Origin of the sequence: Paenibacillus sp. S25, assembly GCF_019454085.1 — a bacterium.
GTDB classification, from domain to species: domain Bacteria; phylum Bacillota; class Bacilli; order Paenibacillales; family Paenibacillaceae; genus Paenibacillus; species Paenibacillus polymyxa_B.
Genome location: NZ_CP073683.1, coordinates 219,813 through 240,360, shown reverse-complemented (window position 1 = coordinate 240,360; position 20,548 = coordinate 219,813). Strand labels below are relative to the sequence as shown.

Sequence of the window (20,548 nt, the reverse complement as noted above, 5' to 3'; positions counted from 1 at the left end):
TCATGACAGTTTGGATGTATTATGTTAAAGAATTCTAGTTCTCATTTATTAGATTAATAATCTTATTGAAAACATCTAATGCAATTTCATTGTTTTCCTCTTTATCTACCCATACTTTAAATAGAGTAAAAATGAGTTGTTCGTATGAAACACCCAATTTATTATGAAATTCTATGAACCAATCATGATGATCCTGTCCCTCAAGTGAAGAAAGTATTATTAGTATTGAATCTTTAGACTTGCCCAGCAGGCTAGATAGTAAGTTAATATCTTGTAAGACTTCTTGTTTAAGATACTGCTCTGGAGCCACATCTCCCGGCAAGAATGTATAAGGCCACCTACATTCTTCTGCGAAGCTTTTCAAATCACCATCAAATACACCTGCGATTTTCAACCACCCTGATCCTGGAAAGGTCCTTAGTAGACTCTTTAATTTACTTTCATCACCGGCTTCAAGAATTTCTATTTTTTGAAAAAGAAACGGATCAAAGTTAGATAACAGTAATTTCAAAAATTCTCGAGCAAATCTATCCTCAACAAGTAGCACAGATGATTTTGAAAGAGTCACACCAAATGATGTTAAGTGTGCATCTCTGCTATTTGGAGTAATAACTTGAACATTATCATCAACTCTGGTTAACAATCTGATATGATCAATCGGTATCCTTTGTAAAATGTTTGGTGAATGAGTAGATAAGATAACCCAACCACCTCTTTCCTCCACGTACTTAGCAATCACATTTAGTAATGCTTCTTGAGATTTTGGTGCTAGGTATGACTCTGGCTCCTCGATTAGTATTATTGAATTCTTAGAAGAACGTTTAAGTTGCCAAATAATTTGATGTGCTGAGAGCTCCCCTAATCCCATAGTCTCAGTTCCGTAATTGCTATTTAATGTTGATACCTGAAAGTAAGGAATAACACCGTAATCACCTATGTCATCAATTTCATATATTTTACACGAAGTGTACTGTTTACCGACAATATAAGAAACTTGTTCTATTTCAGCTTCAGTTGAAATAATAGGCTCGTATCCATCTAACAGTTCTTCCAGATTAGACATTTTTCTAAAAAAATTAACTTGTTCATAGCAACTCGACGAAGGATCTATCACTATAGCTTCTACCTCAATATCCTCCTCAACTACTTGTGCATCAATAATTCCATCATGAAATCGTAAGCTCTGACTAACTACTCCTTTCATTGTAGTAATCTGAGCATCAAGGACTGAGCCTAGTAGCCGTGAGTAAGTTGCTGAATTCTGAAATTGTTTAGGTCTTAATACACTCAAAATAGCATTTAATAGAGTTGATTTCCCCACTCCGTTTGCTCCACATATTGCTGTTATTCCACCATTAAAATTTATCGTACCTTCACCTATTCCAGCAATATTATTAAATTGCAGGTTTGTTATATTAACACTATATTTCCGTGCATAAACCCTTCTCCAGTGATCATTAGTACGAGCTGCTCTCATATATGCTCACCCCAAGAAGCACCATCTATCAATGATGAAATAAGCATACTAGGATCTTCAGGGAAAAAGCTTGATTTGAAAAACCATTCAATTTTCTCTATTGGCTCTATATGGTTATCAATTGTTATTAATTCTGCAGATACAAATTTATTGAAAAAGTACCACAACACGATATCCCTTGCTATAACAGATGTAGTATCAGCCACCCTCGAACTAGCCCTGTCGTTAAAAATACGGAGCAGTTCTTCATCAAATGAACTCATTTCATATTTATACATGTTCAGTTTATTCTGCATGTTTATTGTCTTAAGGCTAATTCTATTTTGTTCAAAAAAACTGATATACCTCCCAAGTATTTTTGAAGAAATATCAACACTATTAGAATGTAACTGTGCAATAAAACAAAGCCAAGAAAATAACGTTGCTTTATTAAACTTAGCTTTATAATCTACGAATACACTAGCTTCTCCAAAAAAATCAACTGCCTTGTGTACTCTATATAGAGTGTCTTTCCTAAATTCTTCTTGAGATCTATACTTATTAGTTACACTGTTTGATGTTACTTTCTCTAACAATGTTCCAGAATCTAAAATATAGAAAAATTTAGAAACAACATCATCAAATGCCATTCTGGAATTGGAGAATCCTAAAAAATCTTTATTTAGCCCTATATTGTTGAACATCGTAACAATATCCTTAACCTGCTGGCGTGCAGGCCCAAAAAAAGCGTTTCTTTGTTCTGCTGCTGTAAGACTGGTCGGCTGATTTAATCTATAAAAGAGCTCTCCTGGTTCCGAAGGGAGATAATCTACTATCTTGAATATTCGAATAGTAAATTGATCAAATCTATTTTTCCAAAATTCTGGTAAGTTATTATAACCAAGATTGTTCAGTTCAGAAATCTCATAATCAAACGGTTCAGTATATCCATCGACTACAACTTCACCGTTTACAAAATCCCGTATTGCAACCAGGCGTTGCTGTCCATCTAATACTTCTTGTCTTCCATTTTCTTTAACCTCTATAATATGAATTGGTGGAACATGCCAATCTCTCAAAATACTATCTATTAATCTCCGCTTTTTAGAATCTCCCCATACTTCGCCACGCTGAAACTCAGGTTGTAAATTTATAACGCCACTTTTTATTCTAGCAATTATTGTTTGTATATCTGGATCAGAAGGTAAAAGCCTCATACAATTCCTCCAACTTATATTTTTTTATATTTATATAATCTGAAATCATTCGACATAATTTTCAAATTACCTTTTTCTCCTTATAAGGAGCCAGCACCACTCTTTAGGAGAAACTCCATACTACTAATATTTCATTGACGAATTATAATATCAAATAAAAAACCTGCTGGAAAATATAAAGAAGAGGCTCATAGTCTGATTCGTGTAGGATGAAGTTACCACACCACCTCTACAAGGAGAATCAGATCATGATTTACTCACATCTTAGGATAATCGAACGCAGCAAGCTAGAAGCCCCCTCATTAGTAAGGGGCCAGTTCGCGTGCGATCGCCCGCGAACTGGGAAGACATCCTGCTACCATCAGCCGGGAAATTTTCCTGAACGCCAGGAAAAGCCCTACGAAGCGGAATCCGCTCAGCAGGTTTATGAGCACCAAGGGGAAATGGATGAGGGAACGGGCTACACAGATTGAAGAAAAGCTTGGCGAGTGTGGTCACCCGAACAGTTCACGGAGCCTTTCTAACAGGATGGACAGTCCATGGTTTGCTCAAGATAAGACATCAAGAAGGCAGATGTATAAGCACCAACCTTGTAGCATAGTACAGATTCATTAAATAGATAGTTAGCTTCTTTCTCAAATGGATTAAGTTTCTCAGCCCATAATTCGGCTTGCAGCTTCCAGCATTTGTCCCCAGTTTTGAACCCGACCTGTCCATTTGCGAACGACGTCCATCGTAGCCAGATAAAGCATCTTGAGGAGCGATTCATCGCTCGGGAAAATACTCTTGCCCTTCGTGACTTTTCGAAGCTGGCGATGGTAACTCTCGATGATGTTCGTGGTATAAATGAGCTTGCGAAGCTCCGGTGGATACTTGAAAAAGGTTGCCAGCTCATCCCAATTCTTGCGCCACGATTGAACAATGAGTGGATATTTCGTGCCCCAGGCTTCTTCAAACCGGTCCAGTTCAGCCAGAGCGGCTTCTTCGGTTGTGGCTTTGTAGATCGGTTTGAGATCCGCTGTCACCTTTTTCAAGTCTTCATACGAGACATACCGAGTGGAATTGCGGATTTGATGAATGATGCACTTCTGAATTTCCGTCTGGGGATAACAAGCCGTAATCGCTTGAGAGAAGCCCGTTAGATTATCCACACACACGTGATGAGAATATCCTGAACGTCTCAGTTTTTCAGCTCATTCAGGACGCTAAGCCAGAATTTAGCCGACTCGTTCTCGCCGATCCACATCCCAAGTACATCCTTGTTTCCGGTCGAGATCGATACCAATGACCATGTAGCTCCATCTTGCTTGACTTTGAAGTGAATCGCGTCCAGAAAGACGACCGCATATACGCCTTGCAGCGGCCGATTTTGCCACTCTTTAATGAGCGGTACGATCTTGTTCGTTACATTGGAAATGAGTGTATGAGAGACCTCAATGCCGTAGAGTTGCTGTAAATGATCTTGAATCTCTCGCGTGGCTGACCCCTTTGGCATAGAGCGCAACGATCTGGTCTTCGGTGCCCGTCACATTCGATTGATGTTTTTTCACGACCAACGGTTCAAATTCACCCAACCGGTCCCTAGGCACGCTGATCTCCTGCTCGCCGTATTCACTCACGACCGTCTTCTTGCTTTTTCCGTTCCGGATGTTGCGTGTCGTTTTGGCTTGGATGTCATGTTTCTCATAGCCCAGATGGGTATCCAGTTCGGCTTCCAGCATTTCTTGCAGGGTTTCGGCAAATAGCTCTTTTAAAGCCTTCTGTGCATCTTGAGCCGTCACCAACTTGTTCTCTTTGATGAATTTTCTTTCAATTGCTGTTTCGTCCAAAGTCCCATGTGAGCTCCCCAACCTTTCTTTGATTTCCATTGTAATGGTTTTGGGAGTTTACACAATCTATTTTACAGACTCAAATGCTGCTTCAATTATCTATTTTCTTTCCAGACTGGGTCGGTCAGTATCTGCGATAAGGGATACACATTTGGTAATATATTTAAAATAAGTTTACACAAAATTATTGACAGCCCCTCACTCTAAGCACTCTATTTTGAATTTCTTTTTTATAAATACTTTCTAATGTTTTTATTTAACGTGCTCTAACTCTTTAAAATTAATTATATTTTCAGAAATAAGTCTACCGATTTCAAAGACAATGGCCATAGAAAAGTTTTCAACTGGAGTATATAAGCTATTATCACTTTTTCTAAAAAAATTGGCTCCATCGCAATATATGTATCGATAGATTTTGCTTATGTCATAAATTTTATATATCTTAAGCATTCCCTCATTATTTATTATTCCGGTAGTAATAGAATGATTACCATTATTAACAATAGTCACGCCAAATGGTAGCCACAGCACTGCGTCATGATTACTGTCTTCTATCCAATCACCACTTGGTTTTCCCATACCTATATTGGAATAGGCTCTTACTAATCTTTCTTCATTCCAAGGTCTTGTCAAAACTGAGTCAAACCCCAATCGAATTGAAGCTTTCTTTCCATCTAATTTTGATTGTTCAATAAATTCCGAGTAGATGACACCATTACCAAACTCATCTACATATAGAAAATTTCCTTGTTGGTAATTCCAAATTTTTTTTTCTGAGTTAAATGGAAGTATATCTGCAATGCTGAATTCCCGAACTTTATTAGGATCATGGGTTGAAATGGAGTTGTAAATATTTTTATATAATTCCTGATCTACTAACTGCTTTATAAGTAAGTAAATTGGATGAGTGTCTTGATAAGTGGTGGACTGTTTTATTATTTTTTTGGCAGTCATTAGAATTCTATTAAGTTCTCTTCTTTGTTTATTTTCTCTTTCTATAGTCTCTTTATCTGGTTTGTGTTTTCTCACTAACTTATCACTTCTTCCTTTTAAACTTTAATTACACACTCATAAATGCTGCCATTTACGTTTCTAAAGAAGAATGGATTGCCACTCACTCATTAATGAGCCCAGCCCAGTGATTCTCTAATTCTTTCTCCCCACTTGGTCAATAATTCCCATTTAAATTATCCAAGTCCCCTGAAAACAGACAAAAGTAATAATACCATTAGTCCTATGAATAATTTGTCTCTTTTTGTCGTTATAAGTTAATTTTTTTAAAGGAGGTCGACTCAAATGCCCCCTTTTCAACCTCAAAAAACGACGATACCGACGAAAGCGTCATTCTACGCCAAAGTCGGTACTATCGCTTCTTTCTACCTGAAACATTCAGAGAGACTTTCATCTATCCAGTATTAATCTTCCATCCATTAATTCACATTAATTGCCCCAACGCACTCCAATTTCCCCAAAGGAAGTCTCGCTTTCATTCAATCCCTCAGGATCACTCGTTCCAATCGCTTCAATTTCTTTCTTGGTTAATATTATATCATTACTTAAATCTTTAATCTTTCTTGTGTATATTGATTTAAGAAGATCAACTTGTTCATCCGTCATCTCATAATAATCTCGCCAAGATTCAACCGCTGAATCATATTCCATTAACTGGATTTCTAAAAGATAGCCACCATTTAAAACGATTCTTACTACGTTATCTATAGAGATCATATTATCCTGATCCCCCCAGAAAGCTGTAGTAATGGAAGGAACGGGCACACCATCTTCCCCTTCTTCCAGCAGATACTCCAAAGTTTCGTTTTTGGCTAGTTCCAAAACTTCATTGGGTGCTCCTTCAAAAAAATCAATAGCAGCTTTAACATCTGAACGAGAAACATTGTCATTTCGGAATGCTGCAACACAATACTTTTCACTGAATGTAATTGTTGCTCTCCCACCTGTTCCGTCAATAACACTGTAGTTCATTCCATCCCAAGAATGTTCATAGGACAGTTCAGGGTAATGGGCCAGCATAATTGCGTGCGCAATAGATGAAAGTATACATCCCTTCCAAAGATCGTGTTTATTCCATCCTTTAGTTATCATTATAGGCTTCATTATGGTCTCCCTTTTTTAGGTTTTGAAATTGAATTGACTTTATCTCTTCTACTTCATCCCTATGTTATAGCCCCATACCGAGGCATAATGAAAACCCACTATGACCAGCCTTATCATAGTGGGTTTAGCCCTATTGAAATTAATCTGTCATCATTATATTTTTCTAAAAAAGTATGTTTTTCATTACTAAGCAATCTCTGCAACAAGAGAAAAGAGGTACACCCTGTTTTTGCTTTCGGCCATCTCAAAACGTAGTCCGATTCGAAGACAGTCATAAAATTATTCTGGACCTTAGAGGGCCTTTCTCCACCTTTAAGGGCTTTTAAATATTCGCCTTCGCTAGATTAACCCTATTAACACTGTATATATCAAAGTCCTTGTTATGCCAAAAATCTTTGATCCCTATTCTTTTCATTAGATCAAATTCCTCTTTGTACAAAGGGTACATCCCAACTAACTGTATTGTTTTATCGGGCAGTTCAATCACCGAATCTTCTTTTTCTAGTATTGCAGAGGCAAAAACAAAATAACCTGTCATATCAGACTCTTGTGATATAGGTTCATCTAAAGTAAACAAATCTGCATAAGAGAATGCCTTTACTCCCCTAAATTCAGCAGCAAAATAGGCAGCAGCCAGCCCCCAACTTTCATCTTGCGTTTCTAGACTTATGATTAGTTCTGGTTTCGCGTTCTTCCAGCCTATAAATTCACCATCAGATAAACCATACGTCACCGCTGTTAGCATACCTTCTTCAGGTAAATCATAGTAAAAGAACACATGTATTGGCGCACTTCCATCTGAAGGATCTACTTTTCTTATAACGTCTTCCTGACCAAATATTCCCTCAAGCTTATTCATATAAAGTTCCGCATTCGTTTTCAATTAGTTCCGTCCTCCCTAGGATCTTAAGGTCCTTTATATTCATCCGAATGATCTTCGTCCTTATGACTCCTATTAGAACTTGGATTTTCTGGACGATAATGATCTGGATTATTATGCTCATCTAAGAATTGTTTTCTTGTAATACCACGTTCTTGAGCACTCTCTTTATGCTTTCTAAACTCATAGCCAGGTTTGTGCCCCATATCCCATGGCTCTTTAGGATCAAGAGTATCACCTGTTAGTGGATCTTTTACTTTACCATCAACATCTTTAGCATTTTCCCAGGTTTCTTCCCTAACTCCCTTTCGAAACTTAGAAGGACGACTATAAGTGTCTTTGGGTTCACGTGGACGTTTAGGCTTCGTAGCAGGAGGAGGAGCTTTAACCGCCTCATTGCTCGGTTTCTTCGGTGTTAAAGGTCCCTCAGTCTTACCGGACTTTATACCAGCCGGTTTAGACGGCGATGTTGAGCCTTGCTTATTTTTTTCCTTAATCATTTTCCAGAGTTCCGCAGAATCTCCTCCTGTATTCGACGCCCCATGGTAGGACATCACACCTCCATGATATATCATACCAGCAGATGCAACGTTCACCAACACACCAGCCGGAGATAATACGACCGATCCATCAAGGAGGAAACCACCAACCTCTCCCCCCGTACCAATCATCATCTCTCCAACCCCGGCTATAGTGCTGAACACATCTCCTATCACTTCACCTGTTTTACCTGCAATCGGATGTTTTGGGCTGTAGTCAATATGATGTTTACCATGTGATACACTTCTTAAACCAGCTTGGTATGCTCCTTGAGTAGCATCCCATGCCATTTCACTGCTAATCCGGGCTCCTTCTAACTGTAGTTGTGCGTTCAGTAATTCAGCCTCACCTTGCTTCTCTAATGCTTGTTCCCACCATGACTGAGATTCCTCTTCTTGCTTTGGCTTTGCTTGTTGAGCCATATAGCTGTCATAATTTGCTCTCCAGCGTTGTCTAATATCTACCGGAATCTGCTGATACGCATGAACCATGGCATTAGACTCTTTCAGCAGGCTTTGAACCAGCTCTAATGGGCCACCGGAATGTGCTATATGACGTGCACTCGTATATACTTTGCCTAAAATCCACTTGCTATAATAGGCTTGTTTCGCTTGCTCATGCTCATACTGACTAATCAATCCTTGAAGCGCCAGACCTGCCAAATGTTTTAACGGATGTACCCCTACTTCTTTAGACGCTCCCAGGGTAGGCGTTCCTTTGCTGCGAACAGGAATCGCTGCGGTTGCTTGTAAAACCGTTGCCGCCACTTTACCTGCTAGTCCACCCGACGTATTCAACATCACATTGGCCACTTTCCCTACTACTGGAATGGAGCCTAATAGCTTAGATACTGTACCCAGCAATGCGTTAGCCTGTTGAAGCGCCGTTGGACTTATAACCTTTGCCGTAGGAGTAGAAGTTGTACTTCTAGAAGCAGCGTTAGCTGCTGCCGATTGCGCTGCCTCATACGCCTTAATATTCATCAACGGCGGCTCGGGTACAGGAGGGAGGTCAGCTACAAAAACCGGAGCTTTTACCGTACCTTCCTGATAAATCACTGGGGCTTTCGTGTCCGTCTCACCATCCAGCACCATACTGCTGGCTCCACCTTTTAAGTATAGTGCGGTTCCAGCTTCAAGTGATAGTTCCTGACCTGCATCCAGCTTTACATGACCGCCCTGAATCTGTACATTCCCCGGACTGTTGACGGTGATGCCCATATCCTCATGTAGTGTAATCGAAAACCCATCGGAAGTGGACAGGATCAGTTCCTGCTCAGACATTTCGATGCCACTACCTTGTACGTGTTTCCATGCCTTCACATCTGGCTGTCCATTGTCGTGGCGATGTTGTCGCAAGGAATCGGTCACATAGGCTTCCTGTTCACAGTGTGTAGGTAAATACAGCTCCACTTGTTCCCCAACTTCAGGCATGTCGTACCAGCCGCTATGCTCTTCCGCGACATAACGGGTGGCTACGGGAAACCAGCAGGCTTTAGCTGGGTCTTGCTTCGGATCAATTTCCAGTTGAAGTTGTACGAAATCCTGTTGTACCTTCAACACCGTTCCCGTGAGTGAAATCCCGATAGCTTGATCATTTTCATACCGAGCATAGTGAATATCCTGTTCGGCTTGGAGTTCATAACGAGTTTGGAGTAAACCATCCTTTAACTCTGTCACTGCCCGAACAACAACCAGCTCTTTGCCTTGTCCGATGGGTAACGTGATCAAGTCACCCAGTGCATAGTATTGCAGATTTTCAATTGTATAGGTGATATACGCACCAGCACGTTCCCCTGGTTTTGCTGTATCTAAATCATGAAATGTTTTTCGAACCCTATAAAATACATCTCGTTCCACCTTGTACTGCTTGCCTTCTGGCATTCCAAAGAAAACCTTAGGTGATGCAGCTGTGATCTCCGGCACAAGTACCGAACCAAAACGAGAGACAAGGCGCTTTAAAAAGGCCCAGTCGGTTTCTTCATATTGTAAAACAAAAGTACCTAACTCGGTATAATTGGTTACCGTATCAATGGCGTCTCCATACATGTATTTCCGAACCATCGTTGTAACCAGATCATCATAGGTACGATGTATGTCCTGATAGGAGCGCCTTTTCGTTTTGATATCCATTTGATAGGAATGCGAGGCCGCCTCCAGTTCAAAAGTATATACTCCCCTTATGCAGTGCACAGACATACGTGTAACCAGCCCGTGAAACAATCTTCTGATCGACTGTCCTTGCTCATCTAACTGACGTATGACAATCGGTTCCTGCTCCATGTCCTGTCCAACACACGCTGCTCCCTGTTCTTCCGACAGCATGCCGCTCACATACAGGTATGCATGATCGTTAACGGCCCTGGTAATTCGCAATTGTTCCATATGCTGAGGTTGAAAAGGACCGTATAAGTGTAGACTTTCATACCCTATTCCGTTTTGCAGTACGTCCAAATGCTTTCATATCTCCTTTCCAGCGGCACAAGGCACGTTCGCCATCTACCTTGTGTTTACATGTGTTCATAGCTACTATACAATTCAGATTTTGAGTTTAAGAGGTTATTTTTAACAGCAAAACATTCTTATGTATGTATCGGATAGATTAGTGATTTTGTTTACAGAAAGCCCCATCCGATCTGTTATTTTGAATTAATATGCTAACGAATGAATATATGAAACCCCAAAACCATCTTCCACCTAAAAGAAAATAGATATTATTACTTTGAAAGGCTCCTGTTATCGGTGAAGCCTTATTTTCCTTAACATGAGCTATATCCACACGCAAAAGAGAGGATGTCTGTATTTCCTGACCATTCACCCAAAATACTACCGAAGGACAAAATATCGTACGCAGTAATAACTGTAGATTCTGATTTTGATAACACATACGATTTACAGGAGTACATCATCACGGAAGGGTTATATGCAGTGACAGTTCATTTTGGGTCTTCTGAAGAAATCGGTCCAACGTGAAATCGCTGGATTAATAACTGGTTTCCAGACAGTGGATGGAAGGCAAACCATCAAGACCTAACTATAAGTGGTACCAAAATCAATGTGTTCCTCCTGAATTGGCATTGATATTTCTATGTACGCCTGTAGTAAAAAACCAATTGTAAAATCTCTTCATCTCAATTATTAAAGCCATATAAAAAGCCACCAACCAGACACTGGTTGGTGGCTTTAAGTACCTTGATGTAAAGCGAGAGAACGAAACCTTGTGTAAAAACAGCACCTCACTTGAAACTCTCCAATCACCAAACTAAACTAAATTCCTGTAAAAAACTACTACTTCTTTCGCCAACTCCAAACTAATTTAATCACCCTTTGAAACTTCATCCAGTGTGTAGATCTTTGCATTCTCAATTTGAATACACGCTGATTGTAGTTCCTCATCCTTTTTCCATTGTTTTATTAACCCTTTTGAGTAGTCCCAGTAACTCTTCACTTCTTCCGCTTCAAAGATTTGGTAGCCATTAATCCATAATTCAGGACGTATCTCTTTATTATCGTATATATAAAGAAGTGCCTTCTTAGGTGAATAACTAAGTCGATAACTTATCGTGAATCCTCTAGACCTTTTCCTTAAATTGTCTACTTCTCTCCAAGCTTCGAAATTAAAATATGTTACATGACTTCTCCTCTCCGAATGAGTAAAACAATCACCACACCCATTACAAGTTAGCTCAATTGCATTATCTTTTTCATAACTTAGCCCAGTGCAGATCCTAAAATTATATGGTTGATGGCATTTTGTGCATGTTAAGCAATCATCAGTTACCTCCTTTAATATTATTAAAAAATCAACAATTCTATTTTGTGTGAAGTCTGGATCATCAGCAGTTAACTCTCGTATCATTTCAGTTTGAAATTTGAATAAAGTAAACAAAGATCCCCTCTTGATTAGTTTTTCAATTAAATTCTTGTAATCAGCAATCTGAAATTGTTTTTCCTTTTCAGTAGTCATTAAGGTCATTATCCTCACTCCAAATCTAATATTATAGTAATTAGTTTCACCAGAATAATAGATTTGCATACAAAAAAAGACACCTTAATGGTGTCTTTTTTAAAGATAGCAATGGAGGCGAGGGGAGTCGAACCCCTGTCCGAAGATAACGACACATAAGCTTCTACGGGTGTAGTGACAGTTTTGATGTCACCCTAGAAACTCCCTGTCACCGGATTCCCTTCGGGTCAGCCTGATTATCTTCTTCAGCTCACCCCAGGCGGAGATGAGACAGCGTATTCCACTATTTGTTAGCCCCTATCCCAGTCACATGGACGATGCTGGGTAGAAGCACGCACACAGTTTCTTAGGCTGCGAAAGCGTAGTTGTTTTGTTGTTTGCCGTTTAATAGGCTTTAGCGTTGATGAAGCGGACGCGTCCCCACTACCCGCTACCCATGCTCGAACTATCCCCGTCGAATCCATAAACGCCCCCTTATTATAAAAGGGCTCCACGGATAAATCCGGAAATACCGGAGCATAAGCATGCATAATATCAAAAGCTGAATTCTAAGATTCAACACTCGAACAAAGTTAAAAGCTTTAAAACTGACTACTTCGTTAGTATAGCATATTACAGGTCATTACGAAACGAAATGAAGCCATTTAAGCCTTATAAAATAGCACCATTACAGGAACAAGTAACTTCTCCACGTAATTTGTACCATACAATAATACAGCAACTTATCTCGCAATTTTCTGTTTCTCACGCAAAGCGCGCTGGATATCACGCTGTGCATCACGTTTAGCGGCAGCATCACGTTTATCATACTGCTTTTTACCTCTACCCAGTCCGAGCAAAAGCTTGGCATAACCATTGCGAACATAAATCTTTAACGGAACAATCGTGTAGCCTTCCTGTTTGGACAATCCGATAAGTTTGCGAATCTGCTCTTTATGCAACAGCAGCTTACGCGTACGGGTCGGATCAGTAGGATTATTACGATTGCCTTGCTCAAAGGGACTGATATGCATATTGTGAATATGAATTTCGCCGTTACGGATCGTAGCAAATGCATCACTTATATTAGAGCGACCATTCCGTAGAGACTTAATTTCTGTTCCCGTTAGCACCATGCCCGCCTCGTAAGTGTCCTCAATAAAATAGTCATGGGAAGCTTTTTTGTTCTGGGCGAGCACTTTCCCGTCTGCCTTCTTACCCATGAATACCACTCCTTATGAATAACGTAATTCACTCTTGAAATCCAGGTATCAAAATCCGGCTACAAAGAGCCACCTAGAAATATATTGTAACAAATTTCAGATGGTAAAAGCAAGAAAGGTCAAGCCTTCTACATTTCTAATTGCAGTTATATCACACTTAAAGCAAGCGGCTTCCATCCATTACAGCAGACAGAAACCGCTCGTATACCTATCTTCAAATCAGCTTCATTCACTGCAATGAAAGCTCCAACCTTCAAAGCAAGTAAGCTCTAGCTACCTACTTCTTCTTTTTCCGCACAAAGCCCGCGGTGCTATTGCCGCCACTTCCGCCCTTATTCTTCCGCTTGCGACGTGCAGCGCCTTCACCGTTTGGTCTGGCATCACTGCCTGGTGTAGCTGCTCCGCCGATGAAAATACCGCTGGCAGACGTCTTCTTCCGTCGCTTGCTTGCCCCGGATGCTGGCGAGTTATACCCGCCCTTGCCACTGCCAAAGCCGAAGCTGCTAGCTGAGCCGGCTCCAGCTCCGTTTCCACCGCCGCGCCCTGAACGACCTGCAGTGCTAATACCTCCGCCACCTACGCCTGAACCGGCTTCTTTAGGCTTCCCGGCAGCATCACGACCGCCTTTACGCTCTTTGCCAGTCTTGTCCTTGCCACCCTTACGGTCGCGCCCTTCATGGGGCTTGCCTTTACCTCGGCCCTCACCGCCACGCGCAAAACCTCCGCCCTGTCCTGAACCGCTCGTCCGTTCACGGCGTTGCCGTTGCTTCATATCGACAAGTTCAAAGTCAATTGTGTAATCTTCCATGTTTACACGCGCGACGCGAACCTTAACCTCATCCCCAATGCGGAACACCTTGGAGGTGCGTTCGCCAATCAAAGCCATATGCTGCTCGTCAAAGTGGTAATAGTCGTCCGTAAGCGCACTCAGACGCGTCAGACCCTCCACTGTATTGTCCAGCTCAATGAACATCCCAAAGCTGGTTACACTGCTGATGATCCCCTCGAATTCCTCGCCGACCTTGTCCAGCATGTATTCAGCCTTTTTCATCTGCTCTGTATCACGCTCTGCATCCACAGCCACACGTTCACGCTCGGAAGATTGCTGCGCAATATCAGGCATACGTGCAGTCAAATATTCCTGACGCTCGGCTGTTAAAGCCCCGCCATTCTCCAATACCTCACGAATGACACGGTGAATCACCAAGTCAGGGTAACGACGAATCGGCGATGTAAAATGAGAGTAGTACTCCGCTGCTAGCCCAAAATGTCCTGTCGTTTCCGCATCATACTTTGCCTGCTTCATCGAACGCAGCATCATCGTGCTAAGCACGGTTTGCTCCTTCGTACCCTGAATATCTTCCAGCAACGTTTGCAGTGCACGCGGATGAATGGAATTTCCTCTACCTTTGATCTGATGCCCAAAATTAGCTGCGAAAGCCATAAAGTTTTGCAGCTTCTCCGGATCTGGGTCCTCATGAATCCGGTACAAGAAAGGTACTTTGAGCCAATGGAAATGTTCGGCTACCGTTTCATTGGCTGCCAACATAAACTCTTCAATAATTTGTTCAGCTATCGTACGCTCTCTCTTCACAATATCTACAGCTTTTCCTTCATTATCCACAATCACTTTAGCTTCATCAAAATCAAAATCAACCGCACCTCGGCGCATTCGATTAGCACGCAGCTTCAATGCCAATTCCTTCATCGTGCCGAATACATCAACGAGATCCTTGTACCGTTCCATCAGTTCAGCATCTTCCTCTTCGAGGATTTTGCGAACGTTAGTGTACGTCATCCGTTCCTTCGTTTTAATCACACTGGTGAAAATATCATGCTTTACAACCTTCATATGCTCATTGAATTCCATCTCACAGGATAAAGTCAGTCGATCCACCTGTGGATTCAAAGAACATATTCCGTTCGAAAGTCGATGTGGAAGCATAGGAATGACACGGTCAACCAAATACACGCTACAACCGCGGTTATATGCCTCCTGATCCAGCTTGGAGTTCTCACGCACATAATACCCTACGTCGGCAATATGAACGCCTAGACGGTAGTTTCCGTTCGGCAAGCGCTCTACATTTACAGCATCATCCAGGTCTTTAGCATCCTCGCCATCAATGGTAACAATGATCTTATCACGCAGATCGCGTCGTCCCTGACGTACAATCTCTTCTTCCGTAATCGCGTCGGGAGCCTTCTCCGCTTCCTCTGTCACTTCATCTGGAAAAGCTTCCGGAAGCTGATGCTTGCGAATAACTGACAAAATGTCGACGCCCGGATCATCCTTATGACCCAAAACTTCCAACACTTCCCCTTCAGCCGCTGCTCGTCCTTCCGGATAGCTCACAATACGCACAACAACCTTTTGACCGTTTACGGCTCCATTGAAGCTTGTTTTTGGAATGAAAATATCCCGATTAATACGCTTATCATCCGGCAAAACGAAACCATATGCTTCGTGGCTCTGAAACACGCCTACTACTTGAAGCACTGCACGCTTCACGATCCGTACAACTTCACCTTCTAATCGACCGCCCGCAGGTCCCTTCGAGGACACTCTTACCAGTACCGTATCTCCATTCATCGCACTCTTTAAGTCGTTCGCATGAATATATACATCCGGGTGCTCCCGGTCCTCTGGAATTAGAAAGGCAAATCCCTTGGCATGAGCCTGCAAACGCCCACGCTGCAAATCCATCCGTTCCGGCACGCCATAACGGTTTGTGCTGGTCAGCAGGATTTTGCCCTCTTCCTCTAAGGCATTCAAGAGCTTAAGAAATTCACGGAAATCTTCCGCATCCTTAATATCAAAGTGCTGCTCCAGCTCCTGGTAAGTCATGGGTTTGTATGCAGTCTCGCGCATAAAATCGAGTAGTTGTTGCTCTGTTATCATAATATTGTCCACCTCGGGTGACCTTTAATTTTCAGTAATAAATCCGCATGTCCTTGTTCCTGATACAAGGCTCTTAATATACTCATACCCTAGTATACACGAATTTAATCGACGGCATCCCTGCCTGTCCAAAATCTAAAAAAAGCCCCCGTTTCCCGCGAAACGAAGGCTTAAGGTACATATTTATCTTATTTTGCAAAAAATGCAACTAAAACAGAAACGATCATGAAACCCGCACCCAAAATAGCAGTTGCGCGTTGTAAAATCAAATCCATACCGCGAGCTTTAGTCTTGCCGAACAGATGCTCAGCACCGCCAGAGATGGCACCGGACAAACCTGCACTTTTCCCCTTTTGCAGTAAAACAACCGCAATAACAGCAATCGAGAACACAACGAGCAGCACTTTCAAAAAGATTTCCATGAAAAATCCCACCTCCTGAGCTTATACATCTGTTTTGCAAAACAACACAGCCTCTTTTATGAAAACATGTACATATCATGTTATAAATAGCCGGAAATTAACGCAAAACACTATTTTTATTCTACCACAGCTTCCAGTAGATAACAACAGTTATACAAGTCACTCAACCATTAAGCCTTTGCAAAGTTATAAATTCTCATACACATCAATAATACAAAAAAACAGGCCTACTCGCGGTGGCGAGTAGGCCTGTTTTATTAATGCGTAAAAGCTTTGAGCGTTCAGACTTCGTCATCATAAACCATAAGTCTGAGACGCGTCAGCAATTTGCGCAATATTATTTTTTCAGGTTATAGAAAGATTTCAGGCCGTGGTATTGAGCCAGTTCACCCAGTTGATCCTCAATGCGGAGCAATTGGTTGTACTTCGCGATACGGTCAGTACGGGAAGGCGCACCTGTTTTAATTTGGCCTGCATTTGTTGCAACAGCGATATCAGCGATTGTGCTGTCTTCGGATTCACCGGAACGGTGAGAGATTACAGCTGTGTATCCTGCGCGTTTAGCCAACTCGATAGCATCGAATGTTTCAGTCAGCGTACCGATTTGGTTTACTTTGATCAGGATGGAGTTACCGATGTTTTCTTCGATACCTTTACCCAGACGCTCTGTATTGGTTACGAACAGGTCGTCACCAACCAATTGGATTTTGTTGCCCAGTTTTTCAGTGAGCAATTTCCAACCTTCCCAGTCATCTTCGGAGCAACCATCTTCAATAGTGATGATTGGGTATTTATCAACCCAAGAAGCAAGCAGGTCAACGAACTCAGCAGAAGTGAAGGATTTGCCTTCGCCTTCCAAAGTGTATTTTCCATCTTTGAAGAACTCAGTGGAAGCAACGTCCATACCGAGGAATACGTCAACGCCTGGTTTGTAACCAGCTTTTTCGATTGCTTCGATAATAGTGGACAGAGCTTCTTCGTTAGATTTGAAGTTAGGAGCAAAACCACCTTCATCACCAACAGCTGTGTTCAAACCTTTGGAGTTCAGTACGGATTTCAGGTTGTGGAAGATTTCTGCGCCAACACGCAGAGCTTCTTTGAATGTAGGAGCGCCTACAGGCAGAACCATGAACTCTTGTACGTCAACGTTATTGTCGGCATGAGCGCCACCGTTAACGATGTTCATCATTGGTACTGGCAATTGTTTAGCATTGAATCCGCCCAGGTAAGTGTACAGTGGCAAGCCCAGAGCTTCAGCAGCAGCGCGAGCTACAGCCATGGATACAGCCAGAATTGCGTTTGCACCCAATTTACCTTTGTTATGTGTACCATCCAATTTGATCATCAACGTGTCGATTTCTACTTGGTTCACAGCATCCAAGCCGATTACTTCAGGAGCAATAATTTCGTTCACGTTTTTAACAGCTTGCAGAACGCCTTTACCCAGGTAACGGGATTTATCGTTATCACGAAGCTCTACAGCTTCGTGAGCGCCTGTGGAGGCACCGGAAGGAACGATAGCACTACCGATAGCACCGGATTCCAGATATACTTCAACTTCAACCGTAGGGTTACCACGGGAGTCGAGGACTTCGCGAGCGTACACGTCAGAAATAATAGTCATTTGTACTTAATCTCCTTTGTGAATCATGATTTATTGGTCAAGCCTATACTTATTAAATCAAGCTTACTTGCGGGATGCAATCATAGATTTTCCTGTCATTTCCGCAGGTTGCGGAAGTTGCATCAAATCCAGAAGCGTTGGAGCTACGTCAGCCAGTATTCCATGCTCACGCAAAACGATATTTTCGTCAGTCAAAATGAACGGAACCGGATTAGTTGTGTGAGCTGTGAACGGACGTCCCTGCTCATCAATTTCCATATCCGCGTTACCATGGTCAGCAATGATAATAACCACGCCGCCTTTGGCTTTAACCGCATCTACAACACGTCCAACACATTCATCCGTCGTCTCTACCGCCTTAATCGTTGGCTCCAGCATACCGGAGTGTCCAACCATATCCGGATTGGCAAAGTTCAGGATAATCGCATCATGCTTGTCGGCTTCGATTTCCTTAACAGCAGCATCCGCTACTTCATACGCACTCATTTCCGGCTGCAGGTCATATGTAGCCACTTTAGGCGAGTTGATCAAAATACGAGTTTCGCCAGGAAGCTCCACATCACGTCCGCCACTGAAAAAGAAAGTAACGTGCGGATATTTTTCAGTCTCAGCAATACGCAATTGCTTTTTGTTGTTTTGAACCAACACTTCACCAAACGTGTTATCCAGGTTTTTCGGTTCGTAAGCTACAAAGCCTTCAACCGTTTCGCTGAACAACGTCAGGCAAACAAAGTGCAAATCTTTAGGCAATTTCGGGCCACGGTCAAAACCACGGAAGTCCGCGTTTGTAAATACCTGAGACAGTTGAATCGCACGGTCAGGACGGAAATTGAGGAAGATAACAGAGTCATTGCTTTCGACCAGCCCTACAGGACTTCCGTCAGCCTTCACAATAACAGTTGGCTCCACAAATTCGTCGAACACTGATTTTTCATACGATTCTTTCAATGCTTCCATTGGATCTGTGTATTGAGGGCCTTCTCCGTATACGATTGCACGGTAAGATTTCTCCACACGTTCCCAACGTTTGTCGCGGTCCATAGCATAATAGCGTCCTTGTACAGTCGCAATTTTGCCTACGCCCACTTCCTGAATTTTGGCGATCAGTTGCTGCATGAAGTCCACGCCGCTGTCAGACATAACATCGCGTCCATCCATAAATGCATGAATGTATACTTCTGTTAAACCTTCTTTTTTCGCCAGATCCAGCATAGCAAACAGATGGCTAATATGGCTATGCACGCCACCATCGGACAAAAGTCCGTACAGATGAAGCTTCGTGTTGTTCTTTTTGGCATGCTGTACTGCTTTAACCAAAGTTTCATTCTGGAAGAACTCGCCTTCGCGAATGGACTTCGAAATACGGGTCAAACTCTGATATACAATCCGGCCTGCGCCGATGTTCAGGTGACCTACTTCGGAGTTACCCATTTGCCCTTCCGGCAGACCTACCGCTTCACCAGACGCTGTAAGCGTTGAATGAGGGTATTGTCTTAAGTATTGGTCGTAGTTCGGCTTGTTCGCCTGTGCAACCGCATTGCCTTCCACAGTGTCGCGCAGTCCGAATCCATCCATAATAATTAAGGCTACCGGTTTTGGTACTGTCATCTTACTTCGCCCCCTCAACAAGCGCGATGTAAGACGCTGGTTGAAGACTAGCGCCACCTACAAGTGCGCCGTCGATGTCGCTTTGGCCCAGATATTCAGCCACATTTTCAGGTTTCACGCTGCCACCATACTGAATACGTACAGCATTTGCTGTATTTTCATCATACAGCTCTTTAATCAGACTACGGATATAGGAAATCACTTCATTCGCATCCTGCGAAGTGGAGGATTTGCCTGTTCCGATCGCCCAGATTGGCTCATAAGCAACAACTACTTGTGCAGCCTGATCCTTAGCCAAACCAGCAAAAGCTGCTACAGTTTGCACTTTTACAACCTCTTTGGTTTGTCCAGCTTCACGATCTTCCAACTTTTCGCCTACACATACGATTGGAGTCAGGCCATGACGGAATGCCGCATGAACCTTTTTGTTCACCGTTTCGTCTGTTTCATTAAAATATTCACGACGCTCGGAGTGCCCGATCACAACGTAGTCTACGCCCAGATCTTTCAGCATTCCACCGCTAATTTCACCTGTAAATGCACCATCTTCTGCAAAGTGAAGATTTTGCGCGCCAATTTTAATAGACGTGCCTTTTACTGCTTCAACCAGAGCAGGAAGATTCGTAAATGGTGCGCAAATCACGCTTTCCACTCCTGCAACCTCTGCTTTGCCTTTGATCTCTTCGATGAAAGTTTTAGCTTCTGGTACGGTTTTAAACATCTTCCAGTTACCCGCGATAATCGGTGTTCTCAATGGTTTCAACTCCTAACTATTAGGTGCCCTAAA

Annotated in this window: 13 protein-coding genes, 1 other RNA gene and 2 pseudogenes; 1 reads left to right on the top strand and 15 read right to left on the bottom strand. The window is 42.2% G+C overall.

Features of this window, described 5'->3' with window-relative positions; genetic code table 11:
* Nucleotides 1-34: 34 nt before the first annotated feature.
* Complete coding sequence (locus KAI37_RS01055; protein ID WP_076295703.1) at nt 35-1,477, bottom strand: ATP-dependent nuclease; 1,443 nt, start codon at nt 1,475-1,477, stop codon at nt 35-37.
* A complete protein-coding gene (locus KAI37_RS01050; protein WP_076295702.1) occupies nt 1,474-2,673 on the bottom strand; it encodes a DUF262 domain-containing protein in 1,200 nt (399 codons plus the stop codon). The genes KAI37_RS01055 and KAI37_RS01050 overlap by 4 nt, the downstream gene beginning before the upstream one ends.
* Before the next feature lie 315 nt (nt 2,674-2,988).
* Here KAI37_RS01050 and KAI37_RS26725 point away from each other — a divergent pair.
* Nucleotides 2,989-3,288: pseudogene (locus tag KAI37_RS26725) on the top strand (helix-turn-helix domain-containing protein); the annotation flags it as partial.
* 38 nt (nt 3,289-3,326) lie between these two features.
* Here KAI37_RS26725 and KAI37_RS01040 read toward each other — a convergent pair.
* The 13 genes and pseudogenes from KAI37_RS01040 to tpiA all read right to left on the bottom strand — a co-directional run bounded on the left by KAI37_RS01040 (nt 3,327) and on the right by tpiA (nt 20,515).
* Nucleotides 3,327-4,510, bottom strand: a pseudogene (locus KAI37_RS01040) (IS256 family transposase).
* A gap of 244 nt (nt 4,511-4,754) precedes the next feature.
* A complete protein-coding gene (locus KAI37_RS01035) occupies nt 4,755-5,531 on the bottom strand; it encodes a DUF6710 family protein (RefSeq protein WP_076295701.1) in 777 nt (258 codons plus the stop codon).
* Between the two features lie 411 nt (nt 5,532-5,942).
* Entirely contained in the window at nt 5,943-6,617 is a 675-nt protein-coding gene (locus KAI37_RS01030) for a hypothetical protein (protein WP_220030562.1), read from the bottom strand.
* Between the two features lie 322 nt (nt 6,618-6,939).
* Nucleotides 6,940-7,500, bottom strand: a complete 561-nt coding sequence (locus KAI37_RS01025; RefSeq protein WP_081391274.1) for a suppressor of fused domain protein — start codon at nt 7,498-7,500, stop codon at nt 6,940-6,942.
* Nucleotides 7,501-7,523: 23 nt separating this feature from the next.
* Complete coding sequence (locus KAI37_RS01015; RefSeq protein WP_258383029.1) at nt 7,524-10,490, bottom strand: GH-E family nuclease; 2,967 nt, start codon at nt 10,488-10,490, stop codon at nt 7,524-7,526.
* A gap of 862 nt (nt 10,491-11,352) precedes the next feature.
* The gene (locus KAI37_RS01010; RefSeq protein WP_143757182.1) at nt 11,353-12,072 is read right to left on the bottom strand and encodes a hypothetical protein; all 720 of its coding nucleotides are present in this window, start codon (nt 12,070-12,072) and stop codon (nt 11,353-11,355) included.
* Between the two features lie 40 nt (nt 12,073-12,112).
* Nucleotides 12,113-12,477: a transfer-messenger RNA gene (ssrA, locus tag KAI37_RS01005) on the bottom strand.
* A 248-nt stretch (nt 12,478-12,725) separates the two neighbouring features.
* The gene (gene smpB, locus KAI37_RS01000) at nt 12,726-13,205 is read right to left on the bottom strand and encodes an SsrA-binding protein SmpB (RefSeq protein WP_013308270.1); all 480 of its coding nucleotides are present in this window, start codon (nt 13,203-13,205) and stop codon (nt 12,726-12,728) included.
* A 277-nt stretch (nt 13,206-13,482) separates the two neighbouring features.
* Nucleotides 13,483-16,107 (bottom strand): ribonuclease R, encoded by a 2,625-nt coding sequence (gene rnr / locus KAI37_RS00995; RefSeq protein ID WP_220030561.1) that lies wholly within the window; start codon nt 16,105-16,107, stop codon nt 13,483-13,485.
* 188 nt (nt 16,108-16,295) lie between these two features.
* A complete protein-coding gene (gene secG / locus KAI37_RS00990; RefSeq protein WP_025722930.1) occupies nt 16,296-16,529 on the bottom strand; it encodes a preprotein translocase subunit SecG in 234 nt (77 codons plus the stop codon).
* Nucleotides 16,530-16,866: 337 nt separating this feature from the next.
* Complete coding sequence (eno, locus tag KAI37_RS00985; RefSeq protein ID WP_071639089.1) at nt 16,867-18,153, bottom strand: phosphopyruvate hydratase; 1,287 nt, start codon at nt 18,151-18,153, stop codon at nt 16,867-16,869.
* Nucleotides 18,154-18,216: 63 nt separating this feature from the next.
* Nucleotides 18,217-19,761 carry a 2,3-bisphosphoglycerate-independent phosphoglycerate mutase gene (gene gpmI / locus KAI37_RS00980; protein WP_220030560.1) on the bottom strand — a complete coding sequence of 515 codons (1,545 nt, stop codon included), beginning with the start codon at nt 19,759-19,761 and terminating at the stop codon, nt 18,217-18,219.
* A 1-nt stretch (nt 19,762) separates the two neighbouring features.
* A complete protein-coding gene (gene tpiA, locus KAI37_RS00975) occupies nt 19,763-20,515 on the bottom strand; it encodes a triose-phosphate isomerase (RefSeq protein WP_071639087.1) in 753 nt (250 codons plus the stop codon).
* Nucleotides 20,516-20,548 lie beyond the last annotated feature (33 nt).